This window comes from Campylobacter sp. JH23, from assembly GCF_017846595.1.
Taxonomy (GTDB): domain Bacteria; phylum Campylobacterota; class Campylobacteria; order Campylobacterales; family Campylobacteraceae; genus Campylobacter_D; species Campylobacter_D coli.
Window position 1 is genome coordinate 58,983 of sequence record NZ_JAEQBP010000004.1, and the last position, 13,519, is coordinate 72,501.

Here is a 13,519-nt window from a genome sequence, read left to right on the forward strand (position 1 = left end):
AATGCTAATTTCTCCTATAGAAAAAATTCAATTTCAAGGATTTGAATTTTATATCAAGCGTGATGATTTGCTAGGAGAGATCAATGGAAATAAAGCTAGAAAACTTGCTTTTTACCTTTCTCAAAATTATAATCAGAGCCAACGCTTTATAAGTTATGGTGGCATTCAAAGTAATGCTTTAGTAGCACTTAGCATATTTGCAAGTAAAAGAAATTTAACTCTTATTTATGCTTGCGAAAAGATTCCTACTTATCTAAGAAATAATCCTTGCGGTAATTATAAATTAGCCTTGGAAAATAATGTTTATTTTATTGAAAATCATAGTGATAAAGACTTAAAAACATTTGCACTTTCTTTGTGTGAAAAAGATGATGTTTTTATAGAGCAAGGAGTTGCTAATTTAAATGCCGAATCAGGTTATATTCAACTAGCCAAGGAAATAGAAAGTCAAAGTAAAAATTTAGGTTTAGATTTTGATATTTTTCTACCCTCTGGCACAGGAACTTCGGCTGCATTTTTAGCTAAAAATTCCAAATTTAAAGTTTTTACTTGTGCTTGTGTTGGAGATGAGTGCTACCTTAAAACTCAAATTTTAAATCTTATTAAAAATTATGATTTTTCGAATTTAGAAATTCTAAAAAGTGATAAAAAATATCATTTTGCTAAACTTTATCTAGAATTTTATCAGCTTTATAAAGATTTAAAACAAGAATGTCAAATAGAATTTGACTTGCTTTATGACATGCTAGGATTGAGCATAGCCTTAAAAAGAGAATGGAAAAATCCCTTGCTTTATATCCACCAAGGAGGAATTTCTGGAAATTCCTCTATGTTAGAAAGATATATATTTAAATATTGTAAAGATAAATGATTTATTTTTGTAGATGGCTTAAAAGATTTTTACACGCTAAAGAAATGATTTGATAGGTTTCATCAAAATTCCCACTATACCATGGATCAGGGACTTCATCATATCCTAAATGAGAAGCAAAATCAGTGATTTTTAAAAGTTTATTTTGAGTATTTTTATAATTTTTTTGAACATTCTTAAAATTAGAATTATCCATGGTGATTAAAAAATCACTTTCATCACAAAGTGCTTGAGTGAGTTTTTTGCTTGTAAAATTTTGATATTTTATATTTAAGCTTTTAAGTTTATTTTGAGTGCCATAGTGCATATTTTCTCCATCGTGTTCTCCTGAGGTTCCAGCACTGGTTATAAAAAATTCTTTTTCTAAATTTGCTTTTTTAACAAGATCTTTCATAACAAATTCAGCCATGGGGGAACGACAAATATTTCCAAGACATACAAAAACTATCTTTTTCATTTTCATCCTTGAAATTTAATTGAAAATTATAAAAAATATCATACAATAATTTTATGGAAAATTTCAATAGGACTTTATGGGTATGTTGGTTTGGCGTCTTTACTACAAGTATGGGACTTAGTCAAATTGCTCCAATCTTGCCTTTATATATCAAAGAATTAGGACATACAGATACTAGCGAAATCGCATTTTACTCAGGATTAGCTTTTGGAATCACACCGCTTGGAATGGCTATTTTTTCACCTTTGTGGGCATATTTGGGTGCAAAATACGGCTATAAAAATATGCTACTTCGAGCAAGTTTAGGAATGTCAGCTTTAACGCTGTGGCTTAGTTTTGCTCATGATGCTATGGAAGTGGTTTTGATACGAGGTTTAACGGGTATTGTATCAGGATTTACCGCAGCAGCTGTTGTTTTTATCGCTGTAATAGCACCCAAAGAAAAAGTAGCTTATGCTTTGGGGACACTTTCTACTGCATCTATCAGTGGGAGTTTGTTAGGTCCTTTATTTGGTGGAGTTGTGGCAGGAATTTTTAGCATTAGTGCAGTTTTTGATTTGGTAGCCTTTTTGCTTGCTTGTTCTTTTGTGACAATTTTTCTTTTTATTCATGAGAGAAAAATTCAAAAAGAAGCAAAAAAAAATACTCAAGAATTTAAAGAAAATAAAAAACTTATTGTTATTATTTTTATCACAACTTTTATCATTCAGTTTGGAACTTTTGGGGTTATGCCTATTTTAAGTCTTTATGTAGAACAAATTTATCAAGGTGAAAATTTGGCTCTTTGGGCAGGTATAGTTGTAGCTGCAAGTGGGATTAGCAACCTTTTCTTTGCGCCAAAACTTGGAAAAATAGCAGATAAAATCGGCCCTAGTAAGGTTATTTTTAGCGCTTTGATATTTTGTGGAATTTGTTTTTATTTACAATCCTTGGCTACCAATGTTTATGCACTTATTTTCGTAAGATTGCTTATAGGAATAGGTCTTGGAGGACTTTTGCCTTGCGTGAATGCTTTGCTTAAAAAAGGTGTTAGTGCTAAAAATTTAAGCCTTGTATTTGGCTTTAATCAAACTTGTCAGTTTTTAGGAAATTTTTGTGGTGCTTTTGGAGGAGGATTGATAACAGCGCATTTTAGTGTAGAACTTGTTTTTGCTTTTATTTGCTGTATTTTTATTTTAAATGCTATAATTTTTTTGATATTTGAAAGAAATTATATTTTTTCTAATCAAGGTTTATAATTCTTTAGAAAGGTGATTTTATGGAACTCATTTTACTTAGTTTGATTGTTATTTTGCTTGTATTTGTCATTATAAAGCAGTTTAAAAATAGCTCTAAAATAGAAGAGAAGGACATTCATATTAGCAATGATATTACCCAACTTAAATCCATAGGAGAGCTTAGTGTTTTTCAAGTCTTTAGTAAAGAAATTGTTACTAAAAAAGATAGTGCTTTTAACGGAATTTGGAAAAGTATTTTGGGTTGGTCTTTAAGCGAAAGACAGATTGCTTTGATTTTTGAATTTGAGATCACATTTTTATATGATTTAAGAGATAAAAATTTTGAAATCATAGTTTTAGATAATGATCATTATAAGATTATTATGCCTGAATGCAAATACAAGCACAGCATTATAGATATGAAATTTTATGATGAAAAAAATGCTAAATTTTTGCCTTTTTTACTGCCTGATTCTATTAATAGCACAGGACTTAGCTTTAGTGAAAATGACAAAAATAAACTTATAAGAGAAGCCAAAGAAGAGGTTAAAGAATTGTCATTAAATCTTATTAGAAATTTAGAAAGTAAAATTCACAAAAGTGCTAGAGATACTTTAGAAGCTATAGCCAAAGGTTTTGGAGCAAAAAAGGTAGAGTTTGAATTTAAGGACAATACTCAAAAGCTAGATATAAACTAGCTTTTTTCTTTTCTTACTTGAGTGATACTTTTTCCACCTAAGCCGTAATTGTCTGTATCGATTTCATCAATGATTACTACGGTTGAGGCTTTGTTTTTGTTTAAAACTTTAGCGAGTAAATCTGTAACTCCTGCGATAAGCTCTTGTTTTTGTTCGCTTGTAGGTTCACCGTTTTCTTTGGTAATGCGTATATTTACAAAAGGCATTTAAAACTCCTTTATATATTTTTTAATAATTTTAAATAGAAAACATTAATACAAGCTTATTAGAAAAGCTCATTTTTTATAAAAATTATTTTGATAATTAATATTAAATTTATAAAAACAAGATTATAATTTAATATCAGTATTAAAATATAAATTCATCTATAGTTTAAATTTATATAAATAAAAAATGACTCACTATCACAAAAGCTGATTAAAATTTGCTAAAAGGATGTCATAAATCTTAAAATGTTTGATTTTTTTATAAATTATATGATTTTTTGTGCTAAAGATCTTTCTAAATTGTTTTTAGGAACTTTAGCTTTATTTTTATTTGCCTTTTTTGGATTTATGTTTTTTATATGCGAAGGTGTGTTTTTATATGTATTACTTTTTTGTGAAATAATTTTATTTTTATATATGCTTTTGGGTATTTTTTACATACGTAATCAAAAATTATTTTATAAAATTTTTGATTATTTTATAGCTTTGCAAAAGTTGTTCAAAAGAAAAATTTAAATTTGCAGGAGAGCTTGAGGGTAGGGCTATGGCTTTTAAATGAGGATGAAATTTAGTAAAAAATCGATAAGCACTTTTCCCTGTGGTAAAAATAGCTTGGATTTGTGCTTGAGAAAGGATTAAATTTAAATCATTAGCCTTTGCGTAACTTATGGTTTTATCATCTGAATTTTTAATCTTACAGCTTTGAAGCACATCCCAAATGGCGATATTTTTTTCTTTTAAAAACGCTTGTTGTTTTGTTATATTTTCTAATCTTGTATCAAAAAGTGTTTCTAGTATAGGCCAAAAACGATTTCTTGGGTGCTGGTAGTAAAATCCATCTTCTCTTGATTTTACCGAGGGAAAAGATCCTAAAATTAAAATTTTAGAATCCTTATCAAAAAAGGGTTTAAAAGGATGAGTTAAAAACTCACTCACTCGCATAAATCCACAGAGATTTTGCCATTTTTAATCTCACTTACTTTTACTTTTAAAATTTGATTTTCACTTAAATTGAGATTTTTACTTTTAGAATTATGAAGCAAGCCATCAATTCCATTTTTAAGTTCTATAAAGGCTCCAAAATTCGTGATTTTTTTGACTTTTCCTTCAAATTCTTCGCCGATTTCAAAGTTTGATAGATCTTTTTCTTTAAAGCCTTTTTTATTATTTTTTTGAGAACTTGTGATATTGATAATATAATCTTTTGCGGCTTTAATTTGTTCGTTTTCATTGCCCGCAATTTTTACTTCACCCTTTTCACGATCTAAGTCTATAGAAACACCAAATTTTTCAATAATTTCTTTGATAGTTTTTCCAGCTTGACCTATGATATCGACTATTTTTGAAGGATCAACATTGAAAAGCTCGAGTTTTGGCAATACCTCTTCATTAACAACAATTTCCTTAAGTGCTTCTTCCATGATATTTAAGATATGAATTCTACCTTCTTTAGCTTGATACAAGGCTTCTTTGAGTATTTTTTGATCAATACCGCCCAATTTGATATCCATTTGTAAGGCTGTGATACCGTCTTTGCTACCTGCTACTTTAAAATCCATATCCCCATCATGATCTTCTAAGCCCATGATATCAGTTAAAATAGCATATTGATCGCCTTCAAAAATAAGCCCCATAGCTACTCCTGCTACAAGTTTTAAGCTAGGTACTCCCGCTGCTCTTAAGGCTAAAGACCCTCCACAAACCGTTGCCATAGAACTAGAGCCATTGCTTTCTAAAATTTCACTTACCAAACGGATAACATAAGGATAATTTTCATCTATGCTTGGATAAAGGGCTCTTTTGGCTAAGTTTCCATGTCCTAACTCTCTTCTTCCAGGTGCTTTGATAGGGCTTGCCTCGCCTACTGAAAAACCTGGAAAATTATAATTAACCATAAAGCGTTCATTGATAGGATTTTTTTCGGTTAACACATCAACCATTTGCGCATCATTTTCACTACCTAAAGTCGCCACAACCAAAGCTTGAGTTTGTCCGCGTGTAAAAAGGCAAGAGCCATGTGCATTAGGTAAAATATTTGTTTCTATGGCAATAGGACGCACTTCATTTAAATTTCTACCATCTGCTCTTTTTTTTGTATTTAAAATTTGGCTACGAACGATTTTATGTTTGACTTTTGCTAGGGCATTTAAAATACTTTCTTCATCCCATTTTGTCGCGCTTTCAAAATTTAATATTTTTTCAGCAATTTTATTTAACTCACTCGCTCTTTCACTTTTTGCCATTTGATTGATAGCCTGTACGATTTGATCGTGAAAATTATTTTCTATAAAGGCGAGAAGTTCGAAATTTTCTATTTCATCTTTGAAATTTAAATCGCTTGATTTTTTATGTTTCAAAAAAGCTTCTTCATAAGCATTAGAGCCATTTAATATAGCTTTTTGGGCTAGACTTAGCGCTTCTAAAATTTCATCTTCGCTAAGTTCATTCATGCTTTGTGAAGTTGTTTGGGTTAAAACATCTGCATAAGGAGCTTCGATAAAGATTTCATCTTCTTTTTGATTAGGTAAAGCACGCATTTCTATCATTAAAAGCTCATCTTTAACCCCTGCTACATAAAGATCAAGGGTGCTATTTTTAAGTTCTTCATTGTTTGGATTTAGGACAAATTTTTCTTCTATGCGACCTATGCGAACTCCACAAACAGGAGCTTTCATAGGAATATCACTAAGATAAAGTGCTACGCTTGCTGCATTTAGACTCATAACTTGAAGATCTACTTGAGGATCAGCAGAAAGAACCATTACGACAATTTGTGTCGGGTAGGCATATCCTTTTGGAAAAAGTGGACGCAAACTTCTGTCTATAATGCGTGCAGTTAAAGTTTCTGCATCGCTTGGTTTGGTTTCTCTTTTAACATAGCCGCCCGGGATTTTTCCTGCTGCATAGGCTTTTTCTATATACTGAACAGTTAGAGGCAAAAAGTCTTCTTCAACAGGCTTTTCCTCTCTTGCAACCGCGGCTAAAACGACACTTTTTCCTTGTCGCATAAGCACAGCACCTGCAGCTTGTTTAGCTACTTTTTCTATATCGAATACTTCTAAATTGCCATTGATTTCTATACTGTATTGCATCATTTGTCCTTTTTTTCCATATAATAAATTTGTCAAACTTTTAAAAATATTTAGCAAATCTCATTCCTTAATTTTAAATTTTACTCTCCGTTTCTGCTAAAGAAAAATCGTATTTAACTCCACCTAAAGGATAGAAGTTAAAAATAAAATAAATACCGCTTTGATTTTTAGCAGTAATTCCCGCACTTGTAAGTTGCGGATCAATTCTTTCTCTATACATTAAAGAATAATTCCAACATTTGCGTTGAAAAGTATATCCAAGCTCCCACATATTAGCATGCGCTCTTTGGGTATCAAACCAAATTCCTCCAAACAAATGATAATTTGCATTTGCAAGGTAATTTGCGCGCGTGCCTATAAAACTATATTTTCCATACTCATCGTTTTGATAAGCATGCGAAAAACTCCAATTGAATTTAGGGTTAGGATTGATCTCCATTTGACTGATGATATTTGTAAAACGATCTTGAAGATCAGAGTAAATAATCTCACTATTAAAACTGATATTGTTATTATAATAATAGCTTAATAAATTGCTTATCTCATCAAACTCACCTTGCTTGTTTAAATAATCAATATTAATTCTATGTTTGATTTTTTTTTGACCTTCATTATTGTAAAAGTATTGAGTAGTATAAAAGCCAAGATGTTCCTCTTCTTTGTCAATTTCTTCAAGATAATCTTCTGAAATACTTCCTGATTTGGCTCCTGGAAGAACATATTTTAACCCAAAATTAAGAGTATGAAAAAAATTATCATATGCTTTAGATAAATCAGTATAAAGATTAAAATCGTGCGTATTTCTAAAATAATGCTCATGATCTTTTTGAGGATAATGACTATAGTTTAAAAATGAAGCATAAAAGCGTTCGGTAAAAGTAAAATGCAAGAAGTCATCAAAAAAAGCATTATGATAAGAAATAGGCAAATTTAAATTCAATTGATTTGCATAAGGGCCTACAGGGCGATAAAAATTATGAAAAGATGCATCAAAAGAATAACGCAAGCGTTCATCAAAAAAATTATTCAAAAAACGATGATATTGAAAGCTTGGATATTCTTGTAAGGTATTATCGTTATTTAATGCAGAAGTATCGATATAATACTTTGCATAAGCTCCATAATAATTATTTTCATCCGCTAGAAAATAATTGATTTTTGAAGTAACTAATGAATTTAAATCACGATAATCCCTGCTGCCAAGATTAAGATAATCTATATCATTAAGATAGGTAGCATCTATCCATAAGCCTTCTTGAAAATTATCGCCCAACAGGGTTTTAATTAAATCATTTCTAGCATATTTTAATTCTGCGCCGTAATGACTTTGGTTTTTTAAATTTTCATCATGATAATAGGATGAATTTTCTCTAAAAGCTCCTAAATTTACCTCTCCTATAGAATAAGGAGAGTCGATAAATCTTAAGGTTGAGTAAAGCCCAAAACCACGATCGGTTCTAATTTGAGGATTTAATTCTAGATCCCAATTTTCATAAGGTGCGATATAAATAGGCTGTTCATAATACAAACCTTCGCTGTTTTTTAAGACTATTTTTGGGATTAAAAGTCCGCTTTGGCGGTGGGTATCTGCACTAAAACCAAAATAGGGTAAATAAAATATAGGAAAATCTTTAACATATAATTTTGCATTATATAAATGAACAAAATTATTTTCCCTATTGAGCCATCCTTTAGAAAAGCGAATTTCCCAATCAGGATCTTCGACATTACAACTTGAAACAGCTGAAATTTCGCTTTTGAAAACATTCTCATCTAAATAGCTAGTCTTGCTTTGAAACCATACTTCTAAATTATTATTAGAAAAGAAAAAATTATTAAAATTAGCTTCATTTGAATTTAAATTGATTTTAGCATAGTTTGAATGAGAGCGTTCATTTTGTCCTCTTAATATATTCACATCACCAAAAAGCTCTAAATCTCCGGTTTTTTCATTGTAAATAGCCTTATTGGCAGTGATAAAATAAAAATCTGAAAAAATAATCACATCATCGTTTGCAGTGAGTATATCCCCTTGTTTTTTAGCATCAAGTGCATAGATATCAACTTGAGTGGCATTGAGTAAAGTAAGACTAGCGCTTAAAAATAAAATTTTACGCCACATTAACTACTATTGTCCTTGCTAGATAATCTTCCCAAGTTTTGCGTAAATCATTGCTTAAAGCCCAAGCAAAGCCCAACATAAATGCCATATCGCTTATTTGCCTAACGATTGAGCGTATACAGCTTTGGTTTAAATTGGGTTTGTCTAATAAGTCTTCATCTAAAATAATGATTTTGCATACCATTTTTCCTAAACTTGCCCCATATAAATAAGTAAAAATTGTTTGGTAAGTAATATGAAGCAATAAAAATCCTAAGTAAAAATCGCCCAAAATTTGAGCTGTATCAAATAAATCCTTAGCATTAAGTAATTTATCATAAAAAATAACAAATACAATCAGCGAAAGTACAAGATTATCGATAAAATATGCCAATATCCTTTTATTGAAACTAGCAATGGTAAGATTTTCTCGCTCAAGACGCGTAAGTAAATCTTCTTTCATTGAATAACCTGATGAGCGATATCTTTTCTAAATTGCTTGCCTTTAAAATGAACATTTTCACAAAGCTCGTAAGCTTTTTTCTGTGCCTCTTCTATGCTTGAGCCTGTACCAACGCAAACCAATACACGCCCACCATCTGCCATAAGTTTACCATCTTCTAAACTTACTCCAGCATAAGAAATATGTGTATTTTCAGGAATATTTGTTATAGAAATTTCACTTTTTGGAGAGCTTTTGTAAGGATAGTTTTCACTCGCGCATACTACGCCCACTGCATAATCTTTTTTAATTTTTATCTTGGTGTGTCTTAAACGCTTTTGTGTAGTGGCTAAAATAAGTTCTAAAGGATTTTCAATCAAAGGCATTAAAACTTCACATTCAGGATCACCAAAGCGCACATTAAATTCCAAGACATAAGGCTTATTGCCTACAACCATAATACCTATAAACAATACCCCGCAAAATTCACTGCCTTCTTTTTTCATACCTGCAAGAGTTGGGATAATGATATCTTTTTGTATTTTTCTAAGCAAGCTTTCATTAGCTAAAGAACTCGGAGCATAAGCTCCCATACCACCCGTATTTGGTCCTTTATCCCCATCTAAAAGTTTTTTATGATCTTGTGCAGCAGGTAAAAGTACAAAGTCATTGCCATCACATACCGCAAAAATACTAAGCTCAAAGCCATCTAAAAATTCTTCCACAACGATAAGTTTACCCGCTTCTCCAAAGCTTTCTCCACTTAGCATTTTAGAAGCCTCTTCTATGGCTTCTTCGTGAGTTTTTGCGATAATTACTCCTTTGCCAGCACAAAGCCCATCGGCTTTAACGACTATAGGAGGAGTTAAGCTTAATATAAAGTTTTTTGCTTTTTCTATATCATTTGTGTTTAAAAATTTTGCTGTTTTAATACGATATTTTTTTAAAAAGCTTTTCATAAAAGATTTAGAAGTTTCAAGCATAGCTGCAGCTTTTGTAGGTCCAAAAATAGGAATATTGTGTTGTTTAAAAATATCTACAACGCCTTCAGCTAAAAAACTTTCACTACCTACTATGCATAGATCAAATTCTTTTTCTTTTGCATAAGTGGCTAAAACTACAGGATCTTTAAAATTGAGATTGGTTCCAAGACTTTCGGTAGCACCATTACCAGGAGCAAAGTAAAATTCTAAATTTTCATCCACACGCTTTAGCGCTAAAGCGATAGAATATTCACGAGCACCGCTACCCAAAATCATTATTTTCATTTATTCTCCTTGTATAAAACCCAAACAGCCGCTTAATAAAGATTGACCCCAAAAAGTCAAAGAAAACCGTTAGGCGATTTTTAAAGGCTGTAACTTCTCGCTTCTTTCGAAACTCAAACGACGCCACAGAACACGGTAAATCGCACAATCACAGTTAATAAAAATATGTTGGATCACTTTAAATATCACGAACTGTTTAGGCAAGCAAATTATAGCCTTATTTAGCTTAAAATTCTATGTTTAAATCAGTTTAAATTTGGTTTTTCCTATTTTATCAAAATGTTTTCCTTCTAAAATAATATCTGCTACACTTTCCCATACATGTTTTTCATCGATAAACACTATATCAAAACTATTATCACGCATTAAAGACTGATAATTGACTTTTTTAGGGGCGTACTTTACTATGAAATAAGGATTTTGCGCAAAGGTTTCTATTTTTAATTTACAAAGCAAATCCAAATCCGAAGTCACGACTAAAAATTTTTTTCTTTGTTCTTTGGTAATTTTTTGGATATAAACTAAAAGTTTTTGATCAAAAGGATTTAGAGCGGATTTATTTAAGCGACTTAAGTAATGTTCTGCAAAAGAAAGAGAACAGAAAGAATTTTCTATATTACTCATAGTAAAATAAGAATTTTTAACCCCTGATGATTTTAAGGACAGGTGCCAAATTTTAACATCCATTATCGTAGCACATAAATTAAGACCTGTAATTATTTTTTTAAAGAGTTTTTCGCGTGAAAGCTTGAAAGCATTTTCAAAAATATTATAATTTTTCTTATAAAAATCCTCTTGTATAGCACCCAGTCTTTTAAGGGTTGTTCTATAATACTCCGCTTCTTTTTGAAGTTTTGCTAATTTTTCTTGTCTTGCTTTGAGTTTTTCAGGATCTGCATTGGCCGCATTGCTTTTAAGTTGAATTTCAGATTGTAAAGCTTTCATTTGTGCTTCAAGTGAAGCAAGGCGGTTTTTTCTTGTATCTATAGTGGCTATTAAAGCTTGGTAATGGCATTGTAAAGATAAGAAAGTTTCATTAAATATTTTAGTGATATTGGGTTTTTTATCTGCTATCATTTGTTTGTAAGAATTTTCTAAGTGCATCATAATGCTTTTTAGGGCGCTAAATTGGGTTTGATCTATACTATTATCCATAAAAATTAAAGTATCATAAGCTTTAAATAAAAATCTCTTAAGAATGAGATAGTCCAAAATACAAGGAATATCTTTTTCATCTTGTAAATTGGCTTGCAAGGCTTCAACAGATAAAATTTCATGGGCAAAATATTTTTGTATGGCTTGAGGAATAGTAAAAGATAAGGGAATTTTTTCTATAGAATCAAAATCAATGCTTCTATAAAGTTCTGTAATATACGCACTTCTGCGAGAATTTTGTAAATCTTCAAGCTCATCATCACTATCGGTTTTCCAAAAATCATGTTCAGTGATAAAATCACCCTCTTTAAATTCTTGAAATTTGGAAGGTTTTATCCCTGTGATAGTTTTGCTTACAGGCACAGGAGCGCCGTTTTCAGACTTTTTATCACTAGAGAGCGTGCGAAATTCAACAAGCATCCCAACACTTGGCATACTTTTTTTATCATTCCAAATTTGACGACTAAAGTCAAAAAAAGTATTTGCTGAATTCGTTACAGTTCCACGCCCTGTGGAATCCATATATATAGCTATTTTTCCATGCATATTTCATCCTTGAAAGTTTTTAAAAGATAATTTTAGCTTTATTTTTATAAAAATTTTATAAGCAAAAGAATAAAATTACATGTTTGATTTTAAAATTCTTTTTAGTTATATTTTTTTTACCGTAGGAAAAATTGAATGTTTTTTTATGAATATCTTAAAAATCCAAAACAAATCGGTGCTTTTTGTTCTAGCTCTCAAAAGCTAGGTTTTGTTATGACTCAAAATATTAATTTGCGTCAAGCAAACTATATCGTAGAGATTGGACCTGGCACAGGTGTTTTTACTGAAAATATTTTAAAATATAAAAATAAAAAAGCACAATTTTTTGCTATAGAAATCAATAAAAATATGGCAGATAAGCTTAAAAGAAAAATTGTAAATTTGGATATAGAAATAGGGAGTGCTGAAAATTTACCTTATTTTTTAAGGCAAAGAAATATCACCTATGCAGATGTGATTATAAGTGGAATTCCGTGGAGTTTGCTTAGGGATCACGAGCAAGAAAAGCTTTTAAAAATCATCCATAAAAGTTTAAAACCTAACGGATATTTTAGCACCTTTGCTTATGTGCTACCTACTTATTCAAGTTTAAAATTTCGTCAAAAGATATTTTCTCTTTTTGCAGAGGTGAGAATTTCAAAAGTTGTTTGGCAAAATTTGCCACCCGCTGTGGTGTATTATTGTAAGAAGTAAATTTTTATCCCCATTTTTTTGATAAAACACAACTTAATGCTTTATTACACGGATTGTCCTAAAAATAAGCACGCATTGTAAAATTTTTGGATTAAAGCTTGATAATTTTAAATAAAGCTATATTATAATTCTTTCTTTTTAGCAATAATGAGCAATTCTCGATCACCTGTAGTTTCTTCTATATAATCTTCTATGGAAGATAAGATATCAAATCCGTTTTGCTTTAATAATTTATGTACTTTTTCTAAACCTAAAGCACTATGATAAAATGATTCTTTCCACATTGTGCTTATAATTTCGCCATCATTTTTTCCATGAGTAAATAAAAACAATCCACCAGATGTCAACAAAGAAGAAATGATTTGATAAATACATTCTTGTTTATCATACCTAATGTGCCAAATAGAATCAAATGCGATGATTGCATCATATTTTTTATCTGTTTTGAAATTTAAAATATCCTCTACTAAAAAAGTGGCATTATGTAAGTTAAGTTTTTGTGCTTGTTTTATCATTTCTTCTGAAATATCTATCCCTGTAACTTGAAATCCTTGTTTTGATAAATATAAAGCGATAGGATATCCAGTTCCACAACCAATATCTAGCACTCTTGAATTTGGACTTAAATTATTTGCGAAGTCGACAATGCATTGATTGATTGAGGTATTTTTGCGAAATTCACTCCACTTTTTACAAATTTTATTGTATGAATCTTTTATGCTATTTTCCATCCATATTCCTAAAAATTTTAACACTCTTTGATTTTTATAATA

At 30.6% G+C, this 13,519-nt stretch carries 13 protein-coding genes; 4 read left to right on the top strand and 9 right to left on the bottom strand.

Going from position 1 to position 13,519, the window contains the following annotated elements:
* Position 1 precedes the first annotated feature (1 nt).
* The gene (locus KAR88_RS04705) at positions 2-871 is read left to right on the top strand and encodes a 1-aminocyclopropane-1-carboxylate deaminase/D-cysteine desulfhydrase (protein WP_002780176.1); all 870 of its coding nucleotides are present in this window, start codon (positions 2-4) and stop codon (positions 869-871) included.
* A gap of 1 nt (position 872) precedes the next feature.
* Here the strand turns inward: KAR88_RS04705 and KAR88_RS04710 are convergent, their stop codons facing one another.
* Positions 873-1,328 (bottom strand): low molecular weight protein-tyrosine-phosphatase, encoded by a 456-nt coding sequence (locus tag KAR88_RS04710; protein WP_002777540.1) that lies wholly within the window; start codon positions 1,326-1,328, stop codon positions 873-875.
* A 53-nt stretch (positions 1,329-1,381) separates the two neighbouring features.
* Between KAR88_RS04710 and KAR88_RS04715 the strand changes: the two genes are divergently transcribed.
* On the top strand, positions 1,382-2,566 hold the full coding sequence (locus KAR88_RS04715) for an MFS transporter (protein WP_025431504.1): 1,185 nt from the start codon (positions 1,382-1,384) through the stop codon (positions 2,564-2,566).
* Positions 2,567-2,586: 20 nt separating this feature from the next.
* A complete protein-coding gene (locus KAR88_RS04720; protein ID WP_002777536.1) occupies positions 2,587-3,243 on the top strand; it encodes a DUF4230 domain-containing protein in 657 nt (218 codons plus the stop codon).
* Here the strand turns inward: KAR88_RS04720 and KAR88_RS04725 are convergent.
* The 7 genes from KAR88_RS04725 to KAR88_RS04755 form a co-directional block, all read right to left on the bottom strand.
* Positions 3,240-3,449, bottom strand: a complete 210-nt coding sequence (locus KAR88_RS04725) for a 4-oxalocrotonate tautomerase family protein (RefSeq protein WP_002777534.1) — start codon at positions 3,447-3,449, stop codon at positions 3,240-3,242. The two genes, KAR88_RS04720 and KAR88_RS04725, sit on opposite strands and share 4 nt — an antisense overlap.
* A gap of 453 nt (positions 3,450-3,902) precedes the next feature.
* On the bottom strand, positions 3,903-4,385 hold the full coding sequence (locus KAR88_RS04730; RefSeq protein ID WP_002780181.1) for a DNA-deoxyinosine glycosylase: 483 nt from the start codon (positions 4,383-4,385) through the stop codon (positions 3,903-3,905).
* Positions 4,382-6,541 (bottom strand): polyribonucleotide nucleotidyltransferase, encoded by a 2,160-nt coding sequence (locus KAR88_RS04735; RefSeq protein WP_002841888.1) that lies wholly within the window; start codon positions 6,539-6,541, stop codon positions 4,382-4,384. Before KAR88_RS04735 ends, KAR88_RS04730 begins: the two co-directional genes overlap by 4 nt.
* Positions 6,542-6,614: 73 nt before the next feature.
* Entirely contained in the window at positions 6,615-8,663 is a 2,049-nt protein-coding gene (locus KAR88_RS04740; RefSeq protein WP_002777523.1) for an LPS-assembly protein LptD, read from the bottom strand.
* Complete coding sequence (locus KAR88_RS04745; protein ID WP_002777521.1) at positions 8,653-9,105, bottom strand: RDD family protein; 453 nt, start codon at positions 9,103-9,105, stop codon at positions 8,653-8,655. Before KAR88_RS04745 ends, KAR88_RS04740 begins: the two co-directional genes overlap by 11 nt.
* Complete coding sequence (gene purD, locus KAR88_RS04750; protein WP_002777514.1) at positions 9,102-10,352, bottom strand: phosphoribosylamine--glycine ligase; 1,251 nt, start codon at positions 10,350-10,352, stop codon at positions 9,102-9,104. Before purD ends, KAR88_RS04745 begins: the two co-directional genes overlap by 4 nt.
* 240 nt (positions 10,353-10,592) lie before the next feature.
* Entirely contained in the window at positions 10,593-12,053 is a 1,461-nt protein-coding gene (locus KAR88_RS04755; RefSeq protein ID WP_002777512.1) for a hypothetical protein, read from the bottom strand.
* A 135-nt stretch (positions 12,054-12,188) separates the two neighbouring features.
* Between KAR88_RS04755 and KAR88_RS04760 the strand changes: the two genes are divergently transcribed.
* Positions 12,189-12,746 carry a methyltransferase domain-containing protein gene (locus KAR88_RS04760; protein WP_002787933.1) on the top strand — a complete coding sequence of 186 codons (558 nt, stop codon included), beginning with the start codon at positions 12,189-12,191 and terminating at the stop codon, positions 12,744-12,746.
* A 122-nt stretch (positions 12,747-12,868) separates the two neighbouring features.
* On the opposite strand, the gene KAR88_RS04765 is transcribed toward KAR88_RS04760, so the two are convergent.
* A complete protein-coding gene (locus KAR88_RS04765; protein ID WP_002777505.1) occupies positions 12,869-13,477 on the bottom strand; it encodes a class I SAM-dependent methyltransferase in 609 nt (202 codons plus the stop codon).
* Positions 13,478-13,519 lie beyond the last annotated feature (42 nt).

Bases quoted from the DNA above. Each gene is read 5' to 3' on its own strand.
- KAR88_RS04705 (WP_002780176.1), top strand. From the start codon at position 2: ATGCTAATTTCTCCTATAGAAAAAATTCAATTTCAAGGATTTGAATTT.
- KAR88_RS04710 (WP_002777540.1), bottom strand. From the start codon at position 1,328: ATGAAAAAGATAGTTTTTGTATGTCTTGGAAATATTTGTCGTTCCCCC.
- KAR88_RS04715 (WP_025431504.1), top strand. From the start codon at position 1,382: ATGGAAAATTTCAATAGGACTTTATGGGTATGTTGGTTTGGCGTCTTT.
- KAR88_RS04720 (WP_002777536.1), top strand. From the start codon at position 2,587: ATGGAACTCATTTTACTTAGTTTGATTGTTATTTTGCTTGTATTTGTC.
- KAR88_RS04725 (WP_002777534.1), bottom strand. From the start codon at position 3,449: ATGCCTTTTGTAAATATACGCATTACCAAAGAAAACGGTGAACCTACA.
- KAR88_RS04735 (WP_002841888.1), bottom strand. From the start codon at position 6,541: ATGCAATACAGTATAGAAATCAATGGCAATTTAGAAGTATTCGATATA.
- KAR88_RS04740 (WP_002777523.1), bottom strand. From the start codon at position 8,663: ATGTGGCGTAAAATTTTATTTTTAAGCGCTAGTCTTACTTTACTCAAT.
- KAR88_RS04745 (WP_002777521.1), bottom strand. From the start codon at position 9,105: ATGAAAGAAGATTTACTTACGCGTCTTGAGCGAGAAAATCTTACCATT.
- purD (WP_002777514.1), bottom strand. From the start codon at position 10,352: ATGAAAATAATGATTTTGGGTAGCGGTGCTCGTGAATATTCTATCGCT.
- KAR88_RS04755 (WP_002777512.1), bottom strand. From the start codon at position 12,053: ATGCATGGAAAAATAGCTATATATATGGATTCCACAGGGCGTGGAACT.
- KAR88_RS04760 (WP_002787933.1), top strand. From the start codon at position 12,189: ATGTTTTTTTATGAATATCTTAAAAATCCAAAACAAATCGGTGCTTTT.
- KAR88_RS04765 (WP_002777505.1), bottom strand. From the start codon at position 13,477: ATGGAAAATAGCATAAAAGATTCATACAATAAAATTTGTAAAAAGTGG.